The 24,249-nt window shown below is 52.5% G+C and carries 16 protein-coding genes and 2 pseudogenes; 7 read left to right on the top strand and 11 right to left on the bottom strand.

What is annotated here, in order from left to right:
• Window positions 1-19: 19 nt before the first annotated feature.
• The 3 genes from KRAC_RS18285 to KRAC_RS18275 all read left to right on the top strand — a co-directional run bounded on the left by KRAC_RS18285 (window position 20) and on the right by KRAC_RS18275 (window position 4,707).
• On the top strand, window positions 20-1,522 hold the full coding sequence (locus KRAC_RS18285; RefSeq protein ID WP_007909542.1) for a serine hydrolase: 1,503 nt from the start codon (window positions 20-22) through the stop codon (window positions 1,520-1,522).
• A gap of 201 nt (window positions 1,523-1,723) precedes the next feature.
• The gene (locus KRAC_RS18280) at window positions 1,724-3,436 is read left to right on the top strand and encodes a peptide ABC transporter substrate-binding protein (RefSeq protein WP_007909539.1); all 1,713 of its coding nucleotides are present in this window, start codon (window positions 1,724-1,726) and stop codon (window positions 3,434-3,436) included.
• A gap of 191 nt (window positions 3,437-3,627) precedes the next feature.
• Window positions 3,628-4,707 (top strand): dipeptide epimerase, encoded by a 1,080-nt coding sequence (locus KRAC_RS18275; RefSeq protein ID WP_007909538.1) that lies wholly within the window; start codon window positions 3,628-3,630, stop codon window positions 4,705-4,707.
• A 409-nt stretch (window positions 4,708-5,116) separates the two neighbouring features.
• On the opposite strand, the gene KRAC_RS71360 is transcribed toward KRAC_RS18275, so the two are convergent.
• Window positions 5,117-5,284: a hypothetical protein gene (locus KRAC_RS71360; protein ID WP_157506785.1), complete on the bottom strand. Its 168-nt coding sequence runs from the start codon at window positions 5,282-5,284 to the stop codon at window positions 5,117-5,119.
• 284 nt (window positions 5,285-5,568) lie between these two features.
• On the opposite strand from KRAC_RS71360, the gene KRAC_RS18270 reads away from it, so the two are divergent.
• Window positions 5,569-6,810 (top strand): MFS transporter, encoded by a 1,242-nt coding sequence (locus KRAC_RS18270; protein ID WP_007909534.1) that lies wholly within the window; start codon window positions 5,569-5,571, stop codon window positions 6,808-6,810.
• A 258-nt stretch (window positions 6,811-7,068) separates the two neighbouring features.
• Here KRAC_RS18270 and KRAC_RS66120 read toward each other — a convergent pair.
• Window positions 7,069-8,234, bottom strand: a pseudogene (locus KRAC_RS66120) (RNA-guided endonuclease InsQ/TnpB family protein).
• Window positions 8,235-8,761: 527 nt separating this feature from the next.
• On the opposite strand from KRAC_RS66120, the gene KRAC_RS18260 reads away from it, so the two are divergent.
• A complete protein-coding gene (locus KRAC_RS18260; RefSeq protein ID WP_007909532.1) occupies window positions 8,762-9,874 on the top strand; it encodes a DSD1 family PLP-dependent enzyme in 1,113 nt (370 codons plus the stop codon).
• A 446-nt stretch (window positions 9,875-10,320) separates the two neighbouring features.
• On the opposite strand, the gene KRAC_RS18255 is transcribed toward KRAC_RS18260, so the two are convergent.
• The 3 genes from KRAC_RS18255 to KRAC_RS61910 all read right to left on the bottom strand — a co-directional run bounded on the left by KRAC_RS18255 (window position 10,321) and on the right by KRAC_RS61910 (window position 13,558).
• Window positions 10,321-10,812, bottom strand: a complete 492-nt coding sequence (locus KRAC_RS18255; protein ID WP_007909530.1) for a hypothetical protein — start codon at window positions 10,810-10,812, stop codon at window positions 10,321-10,323.
• A 520-nt stretch (window positions 10,813-11,332) separates the two neighbouring features.
• Entirely contained in the window at window positions 11,333-12,715 is a 1,383-nt protein-coding gene (locus KRAC_RS18250; protein ID WP_007909528.1) for an MBL fold metallo-hydrolase, read from the bottom strand.
• Between the two features lie 126 nt (window positions 12,716-12,841).
• Window positions 12,842-13,558 (bottom strand): carboxylesterase family protein, encoded by a 717-nt coding sequence (locus KRAC_RS61910; RefSeq protein ID WP_244422176.1) that lies wholly within the window; start codon window positions 13,556-13,558, stop codon window positions 12,842-12,844.
• 515 nt (window positions 13,559-14,073) lie between these two features.
• On the opposite strand from KRAC_RS61910, the gene KRAC_RS18240 reads away from it, so the two are divergent.
• Together KRAC_RS18240 and KRAC_RS61905 are read left to right on the top strand one after the other, a co-directional pair.
• Entirely contained in the window at window positions 14,074-14,781 is a 708-nt protein-coding gene (locus tag KRAC_RS18240) for a response regulator transcription factor (RefSeq protein ID WP_007909522.1), read from the top strand.
• A gap of 9 nt (window positions 14,782-14,790) precedes the next feature.
• Window positions 14,791-16,344 carry a sensor histidine kinase gene (locus KRAC_RS61905; RefSeq protein ID WP_007909520.1) on the top strand — a complete coding sequence of 518 codons (1,554 nt, stop codon included), beginning with the start codon at window positions 14,791-14,793 and terminating at the stop codon, window positions 16,342-16,344.
• On the opposite strand, the gene KRAC_RS18230 is transcribed toward KRAC_RS61905, so the two are convergent.
• The 6 genes and pseudogenes from KRAC_RS18230 to KRAC_RS18200 form a co-directional block, all read right to left on the bottom strand.
• Complete coding sequence (locus tag KRAC_RS18230) at window positions 16,271-18,598, bottom strand: xanthine dehydrogenase family protein molybdopterin-binding subunit (RefSeq protein ID WP_007909518.1); 2,328 nt, start codon at window positions 18,596-18,598, stop codon at window positions 16,271-16,273. The genes KRAC_RS61905 and KRAC_RS18230 overlap by 74 nt on opposite strands.
• 2 nt (window positions 18,599-18,600) lie before the next feature.
• A complete protein-coding gene (locus KRAC_RS18225; protein ID WP_007909516.1) occupies window positions 18,601-19,149 on the bottom strand; it encodes a (2Fe-2S)-binding protein in 549 nt (182 codons plus the stop codon).
• Window positions 19,146-20,081 carry a PLP-dependent cysteine synthase family protein gene (locus tag KRAC_RS18220; RefSeq protein ID WP_007909514.1) on the bottom strand — a complete coding sequence of 312 codons (936 nt, stop codon included), beginning with the start codon at window positions 20,079-20,081 and terminating at the stop codon, window positions 19,146-19,148. The genes KRAC_RS18225 and KRAC_RS18220 overlap by 4 nt, the downstream gene beginning before the upstream one ends.
• A gap of 21 nt (window positions 20,082-20,102) precedes the next feature.
• Complete coding sequence (locus KRAC_RS18215; protein ID WP_040444440.1) at window positions 20,103-21,563, bottom strand: pyridoxal phosphate-dependent decarboxylase family protein; 1,461 nt, start codon at window positions 21,561-21,563, stop codon at window positions 20,103-20,105.
• Window positions 21,564-21,615: 52 nt separating this feature from the next.
• Window positions 21,616-22,512, bottom strand: a complete 897-nt coding sequence (locus KRAC_RS18210; protein WP_007909507.1) for an FAD binding domain-containing protein — start codon at window positions 22,510-22,512, stop codon at window positions 21,616-21,618.
• A 327-nt stretch (window positions 22,513-22,839) separates the two neighbouring features.
• Window positions 22,840-24,211: pseudogene (locus tag KRAC_RS18200) on the bottom strand (zinc ribbon domain-containing protein).
• Window positions 24,212-24,249: the final 38 nt, after the last annotated feature.

Below are 24,249 nucleotides of genomic sequence, written 5' to 3'. Positions count from 1 at the left end.
TGAGGAGGGCAGAGACGTAATGGCATATACATCACCTGCTTCTGCTACTGGCACAGATCTGCAAGGATACCCTGAGTTTGTTGAGGTAACTATGCAGGAGTGGAAGGTACCGGGAGTGGCAGTAGCGATTGTGAAGGATGACGAAATAGTTTTCGCGCAGGGGTTTGGTAAGCGGGACCTTGCCGAGAACCTGGAGGTCACGCCTCAAACTGTCTTCGCGATTGCCTCATGCTCCAAGGCTTTCACCACTATGGCGCTGGCTATCCTGGTGGATGAAGGGAAACTTAGCTGGGATGAGCCAGTCAGAAACTATTTCCCAGCCTTGAAACTCTGTGATCCCACGATCTCTAGGCTTGTCACATTGCGGGACCTGCTCTGCCACCGTACGGGCATACCTGGATACGATCTTGTGACTCTTCACTCTTTGATGACACGCAAAGAGTTGGTGGAGCGCCTTCAATACTTTGAGCTGAATAAGGGCTTTCGGACGACCTGGCAATATAACAACGCGATGTATTCCCTGGCAGGCTATCTTATCGAGGTGGTGACTGGACAAACCTGGGAAGCATTTGTGCAACAGCGTATTTTGAGCCCCCTTGGCATGACGAACACCTACTCCTCTGTGCGGGATATGCAGCAGATGGCGGATTTTGCGCTTCCCTACAAACTCATTCAGGATGAGTTGCAAAGAACGGATTTTTATACCAGGGAGGATGCCATCGGCCCTGCGGGTTCGATGAGTTCTAATGTGCTGGATATGAGCAAGTGGCTACGTTGCCTCCTCAATAAGGGAAAACATAGTGAAGGTACACTCGTGTCCGAGGAGCAATTCCGAGAGCTGACTTCTCCACAGATGGTCATGTCCGCATTCCCGCATAACCTCCCTAAATATCCCGAGGAGTTTTATTACAGCTACGCGCTTGGATGGTGGACGACATGTTACCGCGGGCATAAGCTTGTGCAGCACAGTGGCGGTATCAATGGCTTTAGTTGTTTAACGACGTTTCTGCCCGATGATAACATTGGTCTCGTAGTACTTACAAACAGACAAGCTCACCTGGTGCCGGTACATGGTATCTTTACCTATAGTGCTGTCGATCGCCTGCTGCAACTGGAAAAAGTTCCCTGGAATGAGCGTACCAGGCAAAGCTATGACAAGCTGAGGGAACAGGAAGCTAAAAGCCAACAAGAAAGCCTCGCTGCTCGTGTTCCAGATGCGCCGCTTTCTCATCCCCTCAGCGCCTATGCCGGGCAGTTTGAGCATCCTGGAGGTGGTACGTTTACCATTGTTCAAGATGATGACACCCTCAAAGGATGGCATAATGACCTGGAATACACCTTCCAGCACCTGCATTATGATGTCTTTCTTGTATTCCTGGAACATTATAACCTCTATCTCAAGGGCTCTTTTGTTACCAATCTTAACGGTGACATTGAAAGCTTTGTGCTTCCTCTGGAGCCTGCTGCCAAACCATTTGTATTTACGCGCTTAGTGGTTGAAGCTCCTGCTGCAAGCCTTTAAGGGAGCGTAAGGCAAACCACTATTATTCTGGTCAAACTGGCCTGCAACGTCTTTATCTTTTTTTGCTGAATGGCAATCTTGCCTTGAGCTACGCTCATTTTAAGGGGATATCAGAGATAGCTTCGAGCTCGCGTCACGCGAAGATTGCCATTCAGCTTTTTTTCGCCTAAGTGCAGTTCGAGAACATAAGGAGGAGTGATTATGCCGTATCGCAAATTTTTCCGATCAGCGCTTCTTCCTGGTATTTTGGGTATACTTGCCGTACTTGTTGTCGCCTGTAGCGGCGCTACAGGTCCAAGCAGCAATACAAACGCTACGCCAGCACCTGACAGTAAGCAAATTTTCCGTTTTCCAATCGGGCCCTCGGACTTTGGTTCTCTGGACCCTGCTCTTGCTGTGCAGAATATCGATATTTCTGCAATACAGATGATGTTCACCGGTCTGGTAGCACTATCATCAGATGGGAAGGTTACAGATCAACTCGCAAGCAACCATACCATTTCTTCGGATGGGCTTACCTATACATTCACACTCAGGCCCAACCTGACCTTTAGTGATGGTAGCCAGCTTACGGCTAACGACGTTGCTTACAGTATCAATCGCGCGTTGTTGCCCAGCACAAAATCACCGGCAGCTTCCTTTCTCAGTCCAATCAAGGATTTTACCAAAATTATTACCGGGCAGCTTCCTACATTGATCGGTGATAGCTTGATTGTGAAGGATGATCACACCATGTCTATCATCCTGGCTCAGCCGACAGCTTACTTTTTACAGGCGTTAGCAGCTCTACCAACTTCCTACACAGTCAATAAGAAGGTGGTAGAGAAATATGGTGCTAAGTGGACCGAACACCTGGGTGAAGGTGGAGGAGCAGGTCCCTTTAAGGCTTCTAGCTACAGTCATAATAAAGGGCTTACCCTGACCCCCAATACGAACTATTATGGACCCAAACCACGCTTGCAGCGAATAGAGTTGCAGCAGTCGGGTAGTACAGATACAACCTACAAATCCTATCAGGCAGGTCAGTTAGATTACGCAACTATTCCACTTGCCGACCTGGCAAATGCCAAGAAACGCTCAGATTACAAGCACACACCAACGTTAGGGTTGAATTATGTGCTCATGAATTACCTGGCAAAGCCCTTCAACAACATCAAGATCCGCCAGGCCCTTGCACTTGCCATTAATAAAGACATTCTAGCTCAGAATGTGATGCACGGCTCGGTTCTTCCTACGAACCATCTCATACCTCAGGGCGTGCCAGGCTATAGTCAAGCACTGACGGGGCCATCTGGTGTAACAAGCACCAAAGGTGATTTGCAGAAGGCGAAACAACTCTTTCAGGAGGGGTTACAGGAAGAAAACTATCAAAATGCCGCTGCTTTGCCGCCTATCACGCTTTCATACCTTGCAGGTAGCAACGATACTAAGAATCTTGTAACCGTCCTTGCGCAACAGTGGCAGACAGCCTTTGGCGTCAATATGCAGGTGTCTAGCATGGAGGCCAGCGCTCTGGTTCAGGCTCAATTGGGAACGACGGGCAAATCCGGTCCATTACAGATATGGACGATCTCGTATGGCAACTATGCTGATCCTCAGGCCTGGCTGAGTACATGGTTTGCGAAAGGCGCTCCATTCAACAATGCCAACTATGGACAAAATACCTCTAACAACGCCACCCAGCAACAGACCATTCAGAGTGAGCTTGCCCAGGCCGACGTAAACCAGAATCAGCAAGAGCGTCTACAGCAGTATCGTTCAGCTGAACAGCATCTGGTTGACGATGTCGCTGCGATTCCTCTCTACCAGGTGGAGGCACATGTACTCATTAATCCTAAACTACAAAATTATTCCCTGAACCCACTTGTTACTATCGCACCGAACGACTGGGGCAACATCTACATGAGTCTATAAATACAATCTCTTATTGCTCTCTTGCCTTTCCTGACCCGGTGCAAGAAGTTGGCAAGAGAGCAATATGTCCACATTTCAGGTAACTCTTCAGGGCACCTCTGCGTCACATACGCTTCGTTTCGCCACCGCAGGTGGCGAGGGGGTCCTAAATAGTTACATCGCATACGGAAAAGAAGGGAACCCTAGCAGATATGGTCCGCACAACGATCACAGCAGTAAAAGTCGAACCTCTTAACATTCCATTGCGCGAAACCTTTACCGTTACCACTGGAAGCGTCTCTGAAGCACGTAATGTCCTCATCACTATTGAACTTGCTGATGGAAGCATCGGCTATGGTGAATGCTCTCCATTCGCTCCTAGCACAGGTGAGTCACAGGAGACAGCCCTGGCAGCGGCGTGGGCCTGTGTTCCGTGGTTAGAGGGACAGGATGCCTCACGCTGGCGCCCCCTCTCTAAGCACATCAAGCATAACTACTACCATCAAAATACTGTACGCACAGGTATTGAAATGGCCCTGCTTGATGCCCTCACACGCTCGTATGGGATACCTCTCTATGTTTTTCTGGGCAATGCCAGCACGACTGTAGAAACTGACATGAGCATCCCCCTGACCTCGCCTGAGCATAGCTATGAACTGGCGCAGCAAATCGCGACACGTGGGGTCAAATATATCAAGATCAAAGTGGGCGTCGACATGCAGGAAGATATAGCGCGTATCGAAGCCATCCATCGTGCAGCTCCTACGCTAGCTCTTACGCTAGATGCCAATCAGGGCTATACTCCTGATGAGGCATTGTCGTGTCTGCGCCAGCTTGAAGCGCGCCGTATTTATCCGATCTTGCTGGAGCAACCTGTATACAAAGACGACTTTGAGGGACTGCGTTATGTTACACAGCATACGTCTGTTCCTGTTGCTGCAGATGAAAGTGCCGCTAGTCTGGCTGATGTGGAGCGACTAGTTGCCATGAAGGCCGTTAATGTGGTGAATATTAAGTTGATGAAATGTGGCATTGTCGAAGCGTTGGATATTGCTGCCCTTTGTCGTGCAACCTCCACGCAACTGATGATCGGTTCTATGATCGAATCGCGCCTGGGGACCAGCGCATCGGCACATTTTGTCGCTGGCCTGGGTGGCTTCCGCTTTATTGACCTGGATGTACCTCTATTGCTAGCGGAAGATCCCTTTACGGGAGGCTATGTAGAGCAACAGGGGGGCATCTATGATGTCTCTGGTATCGAGTCAGGGCTGGGCATAGCCAGGAAAGTCTGAAAAAAAGAGCGTTCGTCTTGTTTTGATACTCTCCCGGATTATGCATATTGACAGAGAAGAACCCGCCGCAAGCCCCGCGGCTTGCTGTTGACTGAACCGTAAATCTTCGTTTTTCAGAACCATATCTTTTCGTCAGATTCAAGTAAATGGGCCTGGGAAGCCAGGATAGAGGATATGAGGAAGAAGAGACTCCGCACCATAAATTTTCCAGTCCCTCAAAAGAAAGAAATACTTTTCTGCCTTGCCACGCCAGAAGAAAAAGCGCAGCATAACCTTTCGTGGGCTCTTGTGGTGAGGTGCTCTGTAAATCCCAAATTTGGTGAAGCAATTTCAGCACAATTATCTGAGGGAATAGCCTTCAAATTGCCTCAGATAATTGTGCCCATTTCCTTTCACAGAATGCTGGGATTTACAAGTAGAAGGCAGACACACCTCTCGCTTGCCCCCAATCCGCGTTGCCAGAATACCCATGAGCTGTGGCGTTGTCAGCACGCGCACCGAGCCAGCCGAGTCTTCCCATCCCCTTGCGCATGGATGGGAAGAGTGGATGGGTGGGGTGAGCAGTATTCATTGACACCGATGCGGTCTCCATGCTATCATCTGGCTGATGAGTAAAAGATATCTGTTCCCCTCAGGCGGTGTGAAACCGCTTTTGACCGCGTAAGCCCGGCACTTTTGGCTTACGTGGCTGTTTGTGAATAGCGCCCTCCTCACGCGCAGCGCTGATCGCGTTGGTGCGAGGATATGCGTTGTCTTCATCCTGCGATGTATCTCAGCCCCGTGTTGATTGGACCGCGCCTCGGTTGCCGGGCTCCTTTTGCTTCCCTTCTTGCAGAAACAAGTCGAACGAAAGGATGTTTCATGACCAACACGGAAGTCATTCCACCACAGCCCGTTTCCCTTTGGCGCAATCGTGACTATCTTTTGCTTTGGCTCGGCAACGCCGTCTCCTCGCTCGGCACTTCATGCACACAATTCGCGTTTCCACTGCTCATTGTGGGACTGACGCGTTCGATCGCTGCTGCCTCCCTCGCGTATAGCCTGGGACAGCTTCCCTACGTCCTGTTGAGCCTCCCCGCCGGGTCGCTGGTGGATCGCTGGCCGCGCAAACGCGTGATGCTGCTCTCTACCTTCTGCTTGATGGTGTGCGTGGCGAGCATTCCCCTGGCGCTGGGCCTTTCCAGCGGACTACTGCGGCTGCTTCTCCTCTACGCCATCGCCTTTGGCCTGGGAACCATTTCGCTTTTCTACGAGCTGGCCCAATTTGCAGCACTGGCATGGATCGTGCCAAAGAGCCAGCTCACCACAGCAGTCGCACAGAACGAGGTGATTGTTGGCTCCAGCGCGCTTGTCGGACCCGCCCTGGGCAGCTTGCTCTTTAGCATCAGCAGGTTGCTCCCGTTCGTCACCGACGCGCTTTCCTCTCTGATCTTGCTCAGCTCACTCTTCTCCATACGCTCGCCCATGCAAGATGAACGGAGGACGCAGCGTCACCACCTGCTCCAAGAAGTACGCGAGGGGCTCACCTGGCTGTGGGAGCATGAGGTCATACGCTCGATCTTCCTCATTTCCAGCTATGTCAACGTCACCATCACAGCCAGTATGCTTATCATCCTGGACATTGTGCAACAGCAGCATATCCCGTCGGTGCTCTACGGCCTGATCGGGGCATGTGGCGGCGTCGGAAACCTGCTTGGCGCGGCGCTCTGCCCGCCGTTGCAGCGGCGTATACGCATAGGTCTCACGCTTCGCTGTGCCCTGATCGTGTTCGTGGTGCTCTTCCCTCTCTATGGCTTCATCATGACGCCACTGCTGTTGGGAGCCGTCTTCGCTGCCATCGCTCTCTCTGACTCGATCCGTGCTATCTTCATGGACAGTTATCGCTTCGCTGTCGTTCCAGATGCCCTGCAAGGCCGCGTCAATGGCGTCTCTCGCCTGATCTTGTTCAGCGCCCAAACCCTCGGCTCCTTTGCACTCGGGCTGAGCCTGGAGCACCTGGGCGTGTTGCCGACCGTGGGCATCGTGTGGAGTGGCCTGCTTCTGATCACCGGATGGCTGTTTCTCTCTCAGCACATGCGGCAAGCGACATTCCCACACGAGTAAATCCCACCATGCTGCTGCTGATACTCATGTATAAATCCCAGCATTCTGTGAAAGGAAATGGGCACAATTATCTGAGGCAATTTGAAGGCTATTCCCTCAGATAATTGTGCTGAAATTGCTTCACCGAATTTGGGATTTACAGGTGCTCCAATCACTGCTCCAATTAATGTAGTAAAACGTATGCAAGCATAGCTCTGCTACACCTTTTGTTGTTCCTGTTTCATCCGTAGGAGCCTCAAGGCCGAAGCCTTTTTGGTCTTACCCCGCGTCCGCAGGCAAGTTTACGTCCTCGTCTGAGCCAATACCGGTGACGACTTGGTCAATGAGCCCGATCAAGTGAAGGGCTTCCCGCAGGATATTCTGGCTCGCATTATGATCGCGATCTTGCGGGAACTGAGAATAGGGGCATGATGGATTCTGGCAGAGGAAGGTGCGATCTTTGAGCGTCATCGCTTCCCACTTCCAGCCGCAGCAGTGGCAGGTCTTACTCGAAGGAAAGAAGCGTCCCACCTTGATCACCTGTCCACCCTGCTGCTCTACCTTCGCCCCGAGCAGGGAGAGCAGCTTGCCCAATGCTGCGTCAGAGAACGAACGAGACAGCCGCCGATTCTTGAGCAACCCGCTTCCGGTTGAGGTCTTCGATGCCAATGCTTCCATAGCAATTGGCAAGCCTGGTTGTGAGCTTGTGGAGCACATCGTCTCTCAGAGAGGTAATACGATAATGGAGTCGTGCCACCTGTCTACGCGCATTCTCGCGGTTTTTTGATCCCGGTTTGCGGCGATGCAGTCGCTTATTGGCCTGACGCAATTTTTTGAGCGCCGTTTTGAGGAAGGCTTGGTTCTCGACTCCCTCTCCTGTACTCAAGGTGGCCAATCGGTTCAGTCCGACATCGATACCAACAGCGGCTGGTTTCTTCGCCGGGATCGCATCTGGGAGTTCGACCTGGAGAGACACAAACCACCAGTCTGCTGACGCGCGTGATGCGTGCTCCTCTCACGCGACCTTTGAAGCGCAGATTTTCCGCCATGTTGACCCATCCGAGCTTAGGAACCCACAGACGATGATCCCCCAACTCGAATTGATCGTTGGCAAGGTAAAAGGAGGGTTTGTTTTGTTTCTTGCTCTTGAACTTGGGGCGTTTGGCTTTGCCTTCAAAAAACGCGGTGAAGGCTTTTCCTAGATCGAGAAAGGGCTGATCTGAGGCGTTATTCGTCACCTCCCATGTCCAGGGGAATTGCACCCGCCGGATCTCGTTGAATTGCTTCTTGAGTTTCAAGGCAGTGGGTTTCTCCCCGGCTTCGTATTAGCGGTTCCATTCGGCCAGCGCCCAATTCCACACAAAGCGTGCAACGCCTGCGGCACGAGCAAGGGAGTTGGCCTGCTCAGGTGTGGGATGCAGTCTGATCTTATGGGCGCGAATCATGCGGTTCTGCTCTTTCTCTTGCCTCCTATTTTCTCAAGTATAGGACAAACGTTCTCATCTGTCAAGAAGCTCGAAAGTGTGGCGTCTTGCCCACGGTTGGTCCCTTTTCCCACTTTTTTGGGAACAGTTGCGTTCTCTCTTTGCTGAGAACCAGCTAATGAAGGGCTTCCTCATGAACTCTTTTCAAGCTGAGTATACCCAAGATTCAGCAAAGAAACAAGCTCCTGCTCCATAACTTTTCGTTTTTGCCGAATATCTTTTCGCAAGAGAGCGTTGCTGAAAGATTTGTTTGCGAGAGGCAAAGGGGACAAAGGGAAAGAAAAGATATGGTGCAGAATGCGAGCGTTTTCTCCCGTTCTCTACTGAAATGCCAAGACCGATTTATGGTTCAGGCAGGAAAAGATATTCAACAATTAACACTTGCGGCGGGTTCTTCTCTGTCATATAGTGCTGTCAACACAAGAAATACGACTGATGAAAAAGTGACGATTTTTGAGAGATTTTAAGGAAAGAAGGGAAGAACGGGTATGCACCATCCGCAAGTGGGAGACTCATTAGATGAGCTCGACACCCCGTCGATGATTGTGGATCTGACGTTGATGGAGGAAAATATTGACAGGCTGATGCAACGTTTCCGAGAAAAGAAAATTCATGTCAGACCTCACCTGAAAACTGTGAAGAGCCCGGAGTTAGCGCGTAGATTGCTGGCAGCAGGCGCGGTTGGTGGTTGTGTTGCCAAGGTAAGTGAAGCCGAAGTAATGGCCCAGGAGGGAATTGACGATCTTTTAATTACGACCGAAATCGTAGGCAAACCAAAGCTATCACGGCTCGTCACCCTCATACAGCACCATCCACGTATCAAGGTCGTGATAGATAGCTTCATCGGCGCACAGGAGCTCAATACGGCTCTGCATGAGGCCCAGTTGGAGATCGATGTGCTGATCGATCTCAATGTAGGTCAAAACCGTTGTGGAGTGCTGCCCGGAAAAGAGGCTCTCACCCTGGCTCACTATTGTAGCAAACTGCCTCACCTACACCTTGTTGGCGTGCAGGGCTACGAGGGGCATTTACAACACATACACAGCCCAGAGGAGCGGACGCAGCGTTGCCACCAGGCAATGCGGCTACTCACCGAGACCGCCGCACAATTGCGATTTGAAGGCTTCCCTATCGAGGTCGTGACCACTGGAGGAACGGGGACCGCCGAGATCTGTGCCGACTATGGTGGGATCACTGAGGTGCAACCAGGCTCATTTATTTTCATGGATACAGATTACCGCAATGCCCTTGGCCCGACCTATGCGAACGCCTTAACCATTCTCTCAACGGTCATCAGCCGGCCAACACCTACCAGAGCCGTTATAGATGCTGGTCTCAAGTCGCTGTCTATCGATAGTGGCATGCCTGAACCCAAAGGGCTTCCAGGCATAGAGTACCAGCCAGGCGGGGATGAGCATGGTATTCTCACGTGGACGAAGATCGCAGACCCTGCGCAGGCTCACCTGGAAGTGGGTGATCGTATAGAGTTGATTCCAAGCCATATCGACACAACAGTTAACCTCCATGATCACTACTATGCCTATCGCGATGGAATGTTGGAGGCCATCTGGCCGGTCGCGGCCAGAGGAAAGGTACAGTGAAATACCTCACGCCTAAAGGCGGGGCTTCGATAGTGGTCAGCCTGACTGGGGTCGCTCGCCTGGATCGCCACGCCGGTGCCATAGCTCTGCCCGAGTCAGCGTAGCTGACCTCAATATTTGCTAATGAACAAGATGAGAAGCTTCCTCTGCGTCTGCGGCAGGAGTCCCACTATTTTTGATCAGAACCCTCGCCAGGGCTTTTCTTTCCAACATTCAATACCGGTACGCCGAATGTGGAGCGCTTTCTCCGACCATGAGCCCACTGGCGGTGGTCTCTTGTGCATGCTTACCGAGCCGAAGCCACCCTACCCCTACAGGTAGCGAGCGAGCGGTGGCGATTCCGTGGTCAGGCAGGCGCCAGGTGTGTGTTAAGCCCCTAAAAGAAAGGTGCGGCGATCTCCTCGCGAGGAGACTCGCCGCATTGTCTATTGTCGGTGTGGGTACGTTTATTTACTCTGCAAGAGGGTATAGATGGAATTGATATTCTTGCTGAAATTTATTGCAAACTTGTTCGCCTCGTCCTTAGAGACCTGGCCCTGGCTCACGCCTTTGTTCAGCAGAGTGGTGGTATCCTGCTTGAGATCTTTCTGAAGCTGCTGTTCGGAAACCCTTTGCGCTCTGGCAATATCGGTGACTTTCTTGCCTCCTTGAAGTTGACGATTAAGCTGATCGCTGCTGAGCTTGAGATCTTTTGCCACAGCGGCGACAAGCTCTGAACGGTGAGCCTTGAGATAATCAAGGGCGCTCAGCGTTTTCTGGCCGTGGTTGTTTGTATTGGAATCCTGTTTTGCTGGCTGACTCGTAGAGGTAGATTTGACCGTTTGGGCAGGTGTAATGCTGCTCGCATGCGCAGAGAGCGAACTAGTGAATGAGGTTCCCAAGAGCATAGCAATAGTGAGCACCAGGCTGCTTAATCCGATAAAGAATAGCTTTTTCATAGAGTTTTTCTCCTTTGTTATACATGCTAGTGGCTTATTGCGTGGGTTCATAGAGACCATATGCAATTTGATCTACGTGCTTTGGCAGAAGCGGTAATCATTGGTGACGTTCAACATCAAATTGAACTTATCCATACTATACGACAAATTTTTAAATAGATAATCACGAATATGTAAGGATTTTGTATAGTTATTGTGTTTGATCAAAAATGAGTAGGTATGTAGGTGTGTATATGTACACTCGGTGCCAGTTTGTAATGACAGCACTAATAGTAAACTTTGGCCACTATTCCTATCAGTTGCCGTGTGGGCCAGGATTTTCACGTTCTGGTGACCTTCCCTTGTTAAATAATAGGTGTGAAGCACATATTATGATATTTTTAAGATAAATAGTTTAACATATGAGACAGTAGAAAGTACGGGCGTTTTATACAAGGCATGGGAATACGTAATACCAAATCCGGTTGATCATTATTCAACCGGATTTGGTATCAGAAGTCGGGTATCGGACAGTTGACTTTTATTCCCATTCCTCAGGCAGCCTCAACGTGCGCCAGGCGCTCATACCGTCAATTATATTAAACACTTGCTCAAAACCATGGTGTTGGAGAAGCGATCCAGCAAGAGCACTGCGCTGACCACCAGCGCAGATTACCGCGTAAAAACGCGTGGTATCTAGTTCGCCAAGGCGCTGCTCTAATTCGTAAAAAGGGATATGCCAGGCACCTGCAATATGGCCCTCACACCACTCTCTAACATCGCGCACGTCCAGCACGACCAATCTGTTAAGCTGCTCATACAACTCTTCCACATGCAGTTGCTCCAACTTTTGCATCGGCAGCCGCGCTGCCTTCCAGGACTCCATATTCCCTTGGAGATAACCGCAAATGTGCTCATAGCCTACGACTGCAAGTTGCTCACTAGCCTGGGTGAAATCCTGAGTATTCTCAACAACCAGCAGGAGGTTTTTTTTAGGGGGTAGGGGTATAAGAAAACCGACACGCGTTGAAAAAGCTGAACCATGAAGACTAACCTGAAAAGCTCCTGGGATGTGTCCCAGGCAAAAGGCATCCGGTGTACGCGTATCAAGAATCAGTGCGCCCTGCTTCATGGCTCTCTGGAACGACAAGATATCAAGTGGTTCAGGAGAAGGTGCAGGAAGATGTCGGGTATAATCTTCCTTGTTGCGCTCAATAATGGTTGCCATATTAGGCGGGCGGACCGGGAGATTTTCATTCATGTCACGAACAAAAGCCGCGCGTGAATGAACAGTAAGCGCCGGATTATACTTGCGCTCAAATCCCATGGTAGAGCTGGTTTTCGCGTCCATCTGACGCCCGCAAAGTGAACCGGCCACATGAGAAGGATAGATTTCCACACACTCATTCATCTTGAGTAAACGCTCAAAGATGCTCTCATAGAGTGCATCGGCACCTTCCAATCCTGGGATCGCAAGGTCAGGACGCGCAAGGTCACCAATAAAGAGCGAGTCTCCAGTTAGTACCAGCCAGGGATCACTCCCCCGATTTGTATCGGATACTGCCAGAGCAATGTGTTCCGGACGGTGACCGGGCGTATGTATGACGCGCACCCTCACGGTTCCGAATAAGAGTTCCTCATCATCTTTGAGTTCCTGGTGGGCAAAAGAGACCTGCGCCAGTTCATGCATGTAGATGCGCGCGCCAGTTCGTCTGGCAAGATCGCCGTGGCCAGAGACGTGATCTGCATGAATATGCGTCTCAATGATTGCCTCTATATACATGCCCCTGTTCGTCGCAAGAGTGAGAATCTCATCGACCATATCGATACGCGGATCAACAACTGCGCAGACACCCGCGTTAAGACATCCCATAATATAGCTAGCACACCCCAAATCTTCTTTGACAAGCTGCTTGAAGTACATAGATTTCTCCTTTTTACGTTATCGCTGACGCATTGTGTATCTACTCACAGCATAAACGAGGTGGCTGAATATTCGACGAACTTTGCTGAATTTTTTTGTGGAGGTATTCAGGGGGAATTACGGAATTCATTTGTGCTGTGAAAAAAGCCATGAGAAAAAGCCTGTCACGCGCAAAGGGCTGGTGTTAAGCGAATATACGTATGGCCAGACTCCATGTCCCTGCCCGGCAAATTCGGTATAGTGAGGATGGCCTCCCGCTGCTTGAATGGCCGCGATCATCTCGCGTGATCCTGAAACGGGTATAGTGGGATCCATAGAACCGTGGAAGGCCCAGATGGGCAAGTTTTTCAGAACTGCCGCCTTCGATGGATCACCCGCGCCAGCGATGGGAGCGGCGGCAGCAAAGTACGTGGGCCAACGTTCGATGGCATCCCAGGTGCCCAGGCCCCCGTTGGAAAGCCCGGTAATGTAGAGACGATTGGAGTCTATACCGGTGTACATATGCTGGAGGGCATCGAGTAATTCTTTGGTCAAGAGAAGAGGAGTACTAGGTTGTGAGGGCTGGACGTAGGAGCCTTGATGCACATCCACATTGACCCACTGCTGAGATGACTCCATCTGCGGAATGACCACGAAACAGGGCCAGTTCTGCTGGATATGGGGATTGCCCGGTGCGTTGTAATCGGCGCTCCAGACGCTCGCATAGGGATCATTTAAAAGGAGTTTCTCATTCTGAGACAGCGTATTCCCTGGTTTGCTTCTCTCGCCTCCTCCATGTAAAAGCAATACTAGTGGATATTTGTGCGCAGGGTTGTAGTGTGCAGGAATGTAAAGATAATACACAAGAGAATCTCCTTGCGAGGGAAAGACATGCGCTGTATATCCCAGGTACGAGGATGCTGACACGCCAGGGGATGGAGGCTGGGCCTGGTGCTGCAAGATGAGCTCTCTAGAGAAAGACTGGAACGTCGCCGATGTGCTCAGATAGCTCCAGAGACTATACAATAGCAGCATGTTGATACAGGATAGGACAGCGCATATCCTGAGAGCTTTCCACTCGACTTTCCTTTTCATCCCCTGGGTACCATTTACTTTCCCCTTCTGATCTTTTTTCCACCTCATCTTGCCACGCCTTGTTGAAAATGCAAGAAAACTGGCTGAAAATTTGCTGAAAAAGCCCTTACCCGGAGATGAATGGGAACGCGGGCCAATGGCGTCATTGGCCCGCGCTCCCATTCATCACTGAACTTAACCGAACTTACAAAATGCTTACATTTTCATGTGCTTTTCTTGATGACGCAGAGATACGCTATGACTAATAGTAGTGGATACATTCATAACAAGGATTTATAAATCAAATGCCAGAAACTATCAGAGACAGTGCCCTCGATAAAACCAGACAGCCCAGTGTCTTGATCGTCGATGACGAGCCGCAGGTTAGAGACCTTCTCCAGATGGGTTTCTCCTATGAAGGATTTCAGGTATTTCTCGCCACAAATGGGCCTGATGCAACCCAGGTTGCGCAGGAGCAGCAGCCCGATGTGGTTATTTTAGACCTTATGCTGCCAGGCTATGATGGGCTGGAGGTCACGCGCCGGCTACGTCGCAGCCGCGACCTGCCGATCATTATGCTTACAGCCAGGGACGAGATAGACGATCGTGTAACCGGGCTAGATGCAGGGGCCGACGATTATCTCACCAAACCATTTGCCTTTCGCGAACTCATGGCAAGAACGCGCGCAGTGCTCCGGAGGCGCGGCAACAATATCGCCGATATTCTGACTTTTCAGGGTATCACCCTGAACCGGGGAACGCACCAGGTAACATTTCATGATCAGCCTATCGATTTCACGCCGCGTGAATTTGATCTTCTCGAGTTTTTTCTGATGAACCCCAGGCAGGCGCTTTCTCGCGATATGATCATGTCACGCGTCTGGGGCTATGACTACATGGGGGATGATAACATTGTCGAAGTATACATTCGCCATTTGCGGGAAAAGCTGCACGATACTCCGCCACGTCTCCTGCAAACGGTGCGTGGAGTAGGTTATACCCTAAGAGGATAAGGGTGAAGCATGCAAAAGAAAAGACGCCTCTCCCGTTGTATGCAACGCGTTCCCATTCGCTGGCGCCTGGCGCTAGTTTCTCTGGGTTTACTTGTCTTGCTTTTGAGCGCGTTGGGGATCATCGTCTCGTTTATCGCGGAACAGGCTCTTGTGACCAACGAGGTCAATGTCCTGCATAATGAGGCTCAGGTAGCACTCAAGGGCGTTACCAAAGATCTTCACCAACCGCAACAACGTCCCTTTGGGCTGGGGATTAATTTTCTCCCTTCGGCTGCTCCAGTCCCTGGCTTTGACGATACGGCCAGGTCTCTGCTCCACGCGTTGACCAGTCCAAGTACGAGTGCGGTGATTCTCACGACCACCGGGACGCCGTTGATCACAAATGCCTCTTCATCATTCGATGTTCCTGGTATAAACATCGCCTCTAGCCAGGTGCAACAAATCATCAAGAGCAATGTGCCTTATCTTCTGGCCAAAGACAATCTGGGACAGCATCAGCTTGTGGTCTTTATTCCACTGGTCAAAAATTTCCACACAACGGCCATTTTACAGGTTAGCACGCCGACAGCACCTATCGATGATTTTCTCACAACGTTCCACCTGATCTTGTTTCTGGGCATTATGTGTACATTCAGCATAGCCATTGCGCTCATATTTCCGCTCGTAAGCATTGCCCTGCGTCCGCTGGTTGAGATCGAACGTACCAGCCGGCAGATCGCACAGGGGGAGCTTTCGATACGCATCGATCAACCGCCGACCGATGACGAGATCGGACGATTAGCGCGTTCATTCAATGCCATGGTTGCCCGCCTAGAGACAGCTTTCCAGAAACAAAAACGCTTTGTCGGCGATGTCTCGCACGAACTACGCACGCCACTGACCGTGTTAAACGGAAATCTGGAGATGTTATTGCTAGGAGTGGATCGGGGAGATCGTGAAATCACACGTCACCTGGCCCGCGGAATGTTTGCCGAGGTGCGGCGTATGCATCGCATGGTTGAAGATTTGTTAGCCCTGACTCGTCTGGATGAAGGACGATTGGTGCTGCGCAAAGATACGGTCACTGTGGATACCTTACTCCACACAGTCTGCGAACAGGCAAACCATCTCGCGCATGGGCAAGAAATTCGCTGCCTGATTGAACCAGGACTCCCCGCGATTAGCGCTGATCGCGATCGGCTTCAGCAAATTCTGCTGAATCTGGTGGATAATGCGCTCAAATATACTCCTTTAGGGGGTCAGATAGAGCTACACGTTCTGAAAGAATCTCAGCGTACGGTAGCTCTCACCATCAACGATACCGGCCAAGGGATTTCGCCTGAAGCACTGCCACATGTCTTCGACCGCTTCTACCGGGCTGATCCCTCACGTAGCCGCTCCTCCGTCTACTCAGGCGGGAGCGGTCTGGGCCTTGCTATTGCCAAAGAGTTGGTGGAGGCCCAGCACGGAACCATTGAGATCAGCAGTACACTGGGCAAGGGCACGAGTGTTACTCTCCGCTTTCCCGCTCTTGTACAATTGGAGCGCGCGAAACGCCACGAATTGCCGGAGATGAAAGGGTAGATTGCTGTTGGAGCGCTCGGAAGACACGTTCGGACGTAATCGGCAATTCGGTAATGCGCACGCCAACTGCGGCGTAGATGGCATTGGCGATGGCGCCGGCAGAAGCTGCGGCTGGCGGCTCACCAATGCCGCGATTGCCAAATGCCCCCAATCCCTCGCCGGATTCCAGCATGATGGCTGTAATATCCGGCACATCAAGCGAGGTTGGAATGAGGTATTCGCGTAGCGAGGGAGTCTGAATCTGTCCGTTTGCGATGACAACCTGTTCCATCAAGCTGAACCCCAACCCCTGCGCCACTCCTCCTTGCATCTGTCCCGCGATGCTCTGGGGATGCAGCGCTCGTCCAACATCGTGGCAGCAGCTATACTTGAGAACTGTCACTTCACCCGTCTCTTCGTCCACTGCAACCTCTGCGGCATGCGCGCCAAAGGTGAAGTCCAGCCAGTCGATGCCAGTCCCACTGGCGCTCTCAAACTTTTTCTCGCGCGGCGTTTGAAACGTGACCTGTTCTTGCATCTTGAGGCCACGGCTTGCGGCCTCGGTCAAGATCGCCTCCAGAGTCACACCGCGCTTTGAATGATCCCGCACTTGAATACTGCCAGCGTGCCAAAGCAGATCTTCCTCCTGAGCCTCCAACATAGTTGCGGCTACACTCACGAGGCGCTTGCGCAAAGCTTCTGCGGCCATGTTCGCGACCTGGCTGGAATAGTAGAGGGTTTTTGAACCGGCAGTTGCGCCAACGAAAGGCGTGGTCGCGGTATCAGCGGTGTGCAACGTGACCTGAGAGAGCGGGATCTGGAGCACGCTGGCCACAATTTGAGCCACGCTGGAACGCTGCCCGCCGCCGAGGTCGCAGATACCTAGCGAGACAAGCACACGTCCATCGCGCTCCATCTCAATTGTACAGGTCGCCTGGTTGCCAGGTACGCCATAGCCGCTGAAATTGGCCGAAATGCCACGGCCAATTTTTTGCGAGCCGTTGGGGTTTTGTGTTACCGGCGGGACCTGTTCCAGCGCCTGCCATGCCTGGTGCGCGGATTCGTCCAGTAATGCTGCATTCTGAATAACCTGGCCGTTGGGCAAACTCTGACCGCGCCGCAGGTAATTACGGCGACGAAAATCCAGAGGGTCCATTTCCAGACGTAGGGCAAGCTGATCCATCTGGCTCTCATAGGCAAAATTGACCTGGGGACCACCAACGGCGCGCATTGCGCTGGTGAAAATGTTGTTGGTGTGTATCGCTTGCGTATCAAGCGAGGCATTGGGTACAAAGTACGGCCCGGTGGCCAACATGAGAGCATGGAGACAGACCAGCGAACTGCGATAGACGAACGGTCCCGCGTCGGCGATGATTTTCACCTGCATAGCTGTGAGCAGCCCCTCGCGGGTGGCTCCAGTTGTATAATGCATGATAAAGGGGTGGCGTTTCGAGTAAGCCAGGATCGACTCTTCGCGGGATGTGGTCATAAAAACGGGCAGCCTGGTTTCCCAGGCCAGGAGAGCCAGGTAAAGCTCAAGCGTGATATCAAGTTTGCGACCAAAACCACCGCCAACTAATGGACAGATGATCCGCACCTGTTCGGGCGGGAGCGCGAGAACCGCTGCTACTTGCGCCTGGTATTCCAGGGTCTGCGTTCCAATGCGCAAGACAAGCCGTCCCTCTTCATCGAACCAGGCCGAGCCGCTTTCGGTTTCAAGAGGCGCGTGATCAATCCAGGTGGTATGGTATGTTTGCTCGATGACCACATCCGCCTCGGCCATACCACGCGCGATGTCTCCACAATTGAGCCACTCATGGGCGGCAATATTGCCAGACGGTCCGATTTGCGGTGCGCCCGGCTGCATAGCCTCCAACGGATCAAAGACGGCTGGCAGGATCTCGTACTCAACTTCGATCAAACGCAGTGCCTGTTTGAGCAACTCACGTGACTCAGCCGCCACCAGGGCAATGGCCTGACCACTATACATGACGCGATCGTCGGCCAGAACCGGATGGTCCAACACTGTTGGGCCACCATACCATTTCCGGCCTGGAATGTCCGCAGCCGTAAGCACGGCACGAACGCCTGGGAGATAGCTGGCTGCTTCCGCATGAATGGAGAGAATACGCGCGGACGCGTGAGGGCTGCGCAGAACACCGCCATAGAGCATGCCTTCCATCCAGAAATCCTGGCTGTAGCGTGTCTTTCCGATTACCTTCTCCAGAGCGTCAATACGCGGAATCGAGACGCCGATAAATTCCTGCTCATTCAATGCTATGCTTCCTCTCTCCTCGTAACTTGCGTGCTGATGCAGGTTATCCGCTCGTTCGCGATGACGCTTTGCGAGCAAACCTGGCCGGACGCGGCTTCAATGGCGTCGACGATCGCCTGATAACCTGTACAGCGACAGAGGTTACCCGCGAGCGCTGTACGGATCTGGGTGCGCGTGGGATGCGGATTTGTCGCGAGCAGAGCCTGCGCGCTTAGCAATATGCCAGGTGTGCAGAAGCCGCATTGCGCTGCCCCGTGCTCGATAAATGCTTGCTGTAAAGGGTGCAGGTGTGCTTCATCTCCCAGCCCGCACACAGTGGTAATCGCGCTTTGCTCAGCCTGAACTGCCAACATCAGGCAGGCAAGGCGAGCTTCGCCATCGATCAGCACGGTGCAGGCGCCACAATCGCCCTGACCGCACCCCTCTTTGACCTCCCAGGCATGCAAATCCTGGCGCAACAGATCCAATAAAGTCTGCTCAGATGAGACTGTCACAGTTTTTTGCTCGCCATTCAGTTGAAAATGCACAGGATAGCGGTGTTCTGTATTCATAGAGCGGCTCCCAGTACTGCTGAAACCGGGTCATTCGCCATGTGCATAGTCCAGTTCTGTTCGCTGAGGTATTTCCAACCACCATCAGCCAGGATAATCACGATCTTTCCCTGTTTCATGTGTTCCGCTACACGTAAGGCTACATCCAGAACCGCGCCGCTGGAAGGACCAGCGAAAATGCCTTCTTGTTTGCGCAATTGCAGAGTGCGCAACCATGCCTGCTGGCTCGTGATCAACATTTTGTCGTCGAGCAGCGACTGGTCAAGCACTGGAGGGATAAAACCATCTGCGAGACTGCGTAAGCCCTGAATGCTCTCGCCTTGCATCGGCTCGGCAGCGACCACGCGGATGGCGGGGCTGTGCTCTTTCAAACGTTGTCCCATGCCGGTGAGAGTGCCTCCTGAGCCAAGGCCCGCGACCAGCACGCTGACGTCAGGCAAGTCATGCAGAATCTCTGCGCCAGTCGTTTCATAATGGGCGGCGGCATTCGCCAGATTGCCGTATTGAAAAAGCATCACATAACGCTTCTCTTGTTGAACCAGTTCCTGAGCGAGCCGGATCGCGCCATTGCTGCCTGCCGCTCCTGACGAAAGAATAACATCGGCTCCGTAAAGCTCAAGCATTCTGCGCTTCTCCTGAGTGCCTTTTTCGGAAACGACAGCAGTAAACCGATAACCTTTCATTCCAGCCACCAGAGCCAGGGCCACGCCCGTATTCCCGCTGGTTGGCTCCAACAAGATTGAATCAGTGTGTAGCAGCCCCTGTGCTTCCGCCTGCTCGATCATCTTTCTGGCAATTCGATCCTTAATGCTACCAGAGGGATTGACGCCCTCCATTTTCGCGAAAATCTGTACTCCAGAACGCGGGCTGAAGCTTTTGAGTTCGATCAGAGGCGTATTTCCAATGGTTTCCAGGATATTATGATAATACATAACGTACTCCTTTTTAAGGCATCAAATCGCTTCGACCTCACCCCTGAAATAAGACAGGGCTTTGGCTGTACGAAGTACTTCATTGACCATAGCGCGTACGTCTGTTTCGGTGGTCATATAATTGACAAAGCACGCTCGCAGAGTCTCTTTCCCGGCGAAATGGGTGCTGGTAAAGAAAGCTTTGCCGCGCTCCTGGATTGTATGAGCTAGAGTTTTGTTCAGCCGATCCAGCAGGCGCGGCTGATCGAGCAGCGTGTCCGGCGCGTAGCGAAAACGCACAATACTCAAAGGGCCATCGGCGAGAAGCTCCAGGGTGGGTTCTTCTTCGATCAGTTGCGCGAAGAGTCGAGCCATGCCGATATTACTGGCGATAGCGTTGATCAGCCCGCTGCGTCCAGCTGTGCGCACAACAGCCCAGACATCCAGGGCGCGAAAGCGGCGCGTGCGCTGGAGGGTATATTCTGACATCCAGGCTTCACGCTCATCCGGCTCGGTATGATTCAGGCGAAACGTATCGTGCAGCGTTGCACCGTTACGGACCAGGGCACATCCGCAATCAATGGGCACCGAGAGCCATTTGTGCTGGTCGGTCGCGAGTGAATCCACGCGTTCCAGCCCCTTGTAGAGCGGAGCGACCCCCTTATCCAGTACGCCAAAGGCTCCATAAGAGCCATCGACATGCAGCCAGAGACCTTCCTCAGCACAAAGGTCAGCCAGTTCGTCCAAAGGATCAATGGCTCCGGTTTCAACCGTTCCGGCGGTTGCCGCGACACAGAAAGGGGTAAAACCGGCAGCGCGATCGGCGCGGATGCGCCTGGAGAGCTGACCCACATCCATTTGCCAGGTCGAAGTGGAGGAAATGATGTGGATAGCATCGCTACCCAGACCCATGGCCTCAACGGATTTGCGCACGCTGAAATGGCCCTGGTCCGATTGATAGAGCACAAACGGACGCTGGAGGCCCTGAACGCCCTGCTTCCGCACATCCCAGCCCTGAGCCTGAGCCGCCCAATGACGCGCGGCCTGCAAACAGGTGAAATTAGCCTCTGAACCACCGCTGACAAAGACGCCCGCGCTTCCTTCAATGGGAAAACCACACAGCTCCATCACCCATTGCACTGCCCGTCGCTCCAGTTCCTGGCCAGCATGCTCGCCAATACCGCAGTTGGGATTCATAGCCGCCTCCAGCGGTTTGAGCAAAATTCCTGCGTGCGCGGGAGCCGAATTAATCCACCCCGCAAACCTGGGGTGCCCGTTGCCCTGAGGATAAGGCAGCAGCATTTCACGCAGAAAAGCCAGCGTCTCCTCGAAAGGTTGACCCTGTTCTGGTAAGACCTGGCGACGAACGACCGTGCGTACATCGTCTGGCATAGCTTGCCAGACCGGGCGATTCTGGATACCAGCCAGATAGGTCGCCATTTCATCAATAATCTGATAGCCCAGATCCCGCAGTTCGGCTTCACTGAAAGAAAAACCGGGCACCTGCGCTCTTCTGGAATCTACGGCATGCTCATTATATGCTTTTGTGTCTATTTCATTCATCAGGATAATTTCTCACATTCTCCATATCATCAACATACTTTATCTGCTCAAGCGCCTTTTTAACCAGCACACAACTCATTGCTAAACGATAAGAGCCAGAGGCCACTGTGTCATGGAGCGGTTCGGGCAAATCCGCGCGCAGCAGACTTATGCAACGATCAATGACCGTTGCTCGCAGAGGCAGTGCCTCATCATTGAGCAAAGTTTCTACACGCCGTGGGCGAAAAGGCTGGGAGGCGAAAGCTCCCACTGCGATGCGAGCTGCGGTAATGCGCTTCTCTCGGAAAGCGATATGCGTTGCGACACTGGCAATCGTTGCGGCTCCAGCCTTGCGATTGCTCATTTTTGTATAAAAAGATCGGGAGTCTGGGGAGTAAACAGGCACGCGAATCCAGGTAATCAACTCGCGGGAATCTGGCTCCTGGAGCAGGTAGTCGGCCACGCTGACTGTGCGCTGAGTAGCGGGCGCACCCACTTGCAGGATCAGCTGTGCGTCGAGGGCAAGTAGCGGAACCACTGCGTCTGTGATCGTAGTACGCGCAGAGGCAATATTTCCACCAAGAGTCGCAGCGCGCCGGACGAGAGGATTGCCCAAAGATCGGGCCATTTGCGCCAGGAGAGGGATATGTTGCTGAATAATGGCTTCACTCTCCAAATGGGAAAATGTAGCCAATGCTCCTATGTATATTGCCTGCTCATCCAGATGAATCTGCCTCAGTTCCATCAGCAAACGTAAGTCAAGCAGTGTATCGGGTTGAATTGCACCCCGGCGTAAATCGACAAGCAGGCGCGTCCCCCCTGCCAGTGGTTGCGTCACAAGATCTGTCTGACTCAAAGTTTGCAGGGTCGCTTGCAAAGTAGAAGGAACAACATATGCGAAACTGGTCATCTGGTATAGACACTCCTTTCACCGACAAGAGTGCCATAGTAAGTTGAATTTGGAGTGATCTTTCCTAAAAATTTGCTGAATAAACCCTGCTATTGCAGAATCTGAGCTTTCTCAGCAAGAATTGAATAAGTTTTTTTCGCGTGCCCTGTGCTAGAGTCTTTCCCTTTCCTTGGACCTGTTAGCAGAACAACTTGTGTGGGTGTCCAAAAAAGTGTCCCGAAGCAATTGGGACACTTTTGAGGATATTGTGACACTCCGCATGGGCTAAAGCCCAGCAGCTTCTGACGCGGCTCCGTAAGCGCCTGCGTGAGACATGTCCCGTAGGGACTACTCAAAATGGAGGCGTAGTGTGGTAGCTATATCTGAGAGGCGCGCACCCATCCGGCGCAATCCCCCCTGGGCGGTGCCAGGCCCGTTGGCGTGATCCCCTTGCCTTGCTTGAGCAAGAGATGGTTGCCCTTCGCGTTCGGCATCCTGGGAGATCCCAACACCTGGGTCTTTCGACCCCCTCATCGCACGTCGCGAATGAGCATGAGGCTTTTCCTTCAACGGTTCTTGGGAGCGCTCTCTCAAGCGCTGCCCGATTCTCAGACTGGCATTGCGGTCGGCATGGTCGCGCATCTGGCATTGTGGGCACAGGCAAAGTGCCGCGCCAGGCGTGTATCCCTCAACCGGCTCACCCTCATTGTAGCGAATGACGGGCGCGTGACAGCGATGGCATTCCCGACTCGTATTGCGGGGATTGACGCGGCACGTGATGAGACCACGTGCATTCCACGCCTTGTACTTTGAGTACTTGAAGATGCGCCCTGCGCATCCAGTATGCGCGTTTCATGTTGCTGCGGCGCGAATACGTGCCTTTTTGCGGGCGCAGGTTGCCGAGATGCTCGAAGACCAGTATGCTTGCTTGCTGCTCGATGGCGAACTGGACAATGCGGGCGCTCACCTGGTGCGCGATGTGCTCATCGACGTGCCTGATCTTGCGCCACAGATCAGCATTGTCCTGTTCCCCTTCGGCAATGATACCAGTCTGAGATCGGTTGCGTGCAATGCGTCCGAGCAGTCTTTTCCTAAAGCCCGATACCGCTGTGCCATTTCCAATGAAGGACGTCGCCAGGATGGTGCCTTCGACTGCCTGGACGGTACACACGGCTACATGCTGGTCGAGGTTCAAATCGACCGCGCAGATACGTGTCTCTTTGGACGCTATCTGTTCAACAACCTTGGCGGGGGCCTCCAACGTTTTCTCGATGGGAGTATGCAACCACCAGCTCTTGCCCTTGCGAACCAGTTGCGGGCTCCCAAGTGCATACCCCTCGGGAATATCGCGAGAAAGCGCACCAATTTTGAGCCAGGACCAGCACGAGCCGGTCCACACTCTGAGCATGATGGAGTGCTGAGAGCGTTCTTTCCACAAGCCCGCGTAGAAGGAGGCCGACTTGTTCCAGGTGCGCGGCGGGACCGGCGGCCGCTCCCTGAACGGCTGCTTCTTCTTGCTCTTTTTGCATGGTTTGGCCTCGTGCTTCTCTTTGCGTACTCGCCACGTTTTGAGCGAGGAGAAAAATGCGCGAGCAGAGCCAAGGGCCGCATTGATGGCGGCGCGCCGGAACATCGCGGGGATATCCGGGGCGATGTCGGAGAGTGGCAGAATGGGATGGGGGCTCTTCTCTGTATTGTTTTCCGACTTCAGCTCTTGCAAGAGTACTTGAGATTACAAAAAACAAGCGCTCAAGCAAA

Source organism: Ktedonobacter racemifer DSM 44963, assembly GCF_000178855.1.
GTDB lineage: Bacteria > Chloroflexota > Ktedonobacteria > Ktedonobacterales > Ktedonobacteraceae > Ktedonobacter > Ktedonobacter racemifer.
This window is presented reverse-complemented; position numbering and strand designations above follow the sequence as displayed.

Bases quoted from the DNA above. Each gene is read 5' to 3' on its own strand.
- KRAC_RS18285 (WP_007909542.1), top strand. From the start codon at position 20: ATGGCATATACATCACCTGCTTCTGCTACTGGCACAGATCTGCAAGGA.
- KRAC_RS18280 (WP_007909539.1), top strand. From the start codon at position 1,724: ATGCCGTATCGCAAATTTTTCCGATCAGCGCTTCTTCCTGGTATTTTG.
- KRAC_RS18275 (WP_007909538.1), top strand. From the start codon at position 3,628: ATGGTCCGCACAACGATCACAGCAGTAAAAGTCGAACCTCTTAACATT.
- KRAC_RS18270 (WP_007909534.1), top strand. From the start codon at position 5,569: ATGACCAACACGGAAGTCATTCCACCACAGCCCGTTTCCCTTTGGCGC.
- KRAC_RS18260 (WP_007909532.1), top strand. From the start codon at position 8,762: ATGCACCATCCGCAAGTGGGAGACTCATTAGATGAGCTCGACACCCCG.
- KRAC_RS18255 (WP_007909530.1), bottom strand. From the start codon at position 10,812: ATGAAAAAGCTATTCTTTATCGGATTAAGCAGCCTGGTGCTCACTATT.
- KRAC_RS18250 (WP_007909528.1), bottom strand. From the start codon at position 12,715: ATGTACTTCAAGCAGCTTGTCAAAGAAGATTTGGGGTGTGCTAGCTAT.
- KRAC_RS18240 (WP_007909522.1), top strand. From the start codon at position 14,074: ATGCCAGAAACTATCAGAGACAGTGCCCTCGATAAAACCAGACAGCCC.
- KRAC_RS61905 (WP_007909520.1), top strand. From the start codon at position 14,791: ATGCAAAAGAAAAGACGCCTCTCCCGTTGTATGCAACGCGTTCCCATT.
- KRAC_RS18225 (WP_007909516.1), bottom strand. From the start codon at position 19,149: ATGAATACAGAACACCGCTATCCTGTGCATTTTCAACTGAATGGCGAG.
- KRAC_RS18220 (WP_007909514.1), bottom strand. From the start codon at position 20,081: ATGTATTATCATAATATCCTGGAAACCATTGGAAATACGCCTCTGATC.
- KRAC_RS18210 (WP_007909507.1), bottom strand. From the start codon at position 22,512: ATGACCAGTTTCGCATATGTTGTTCCTTCTACTTTGCAAGCGACCCTG.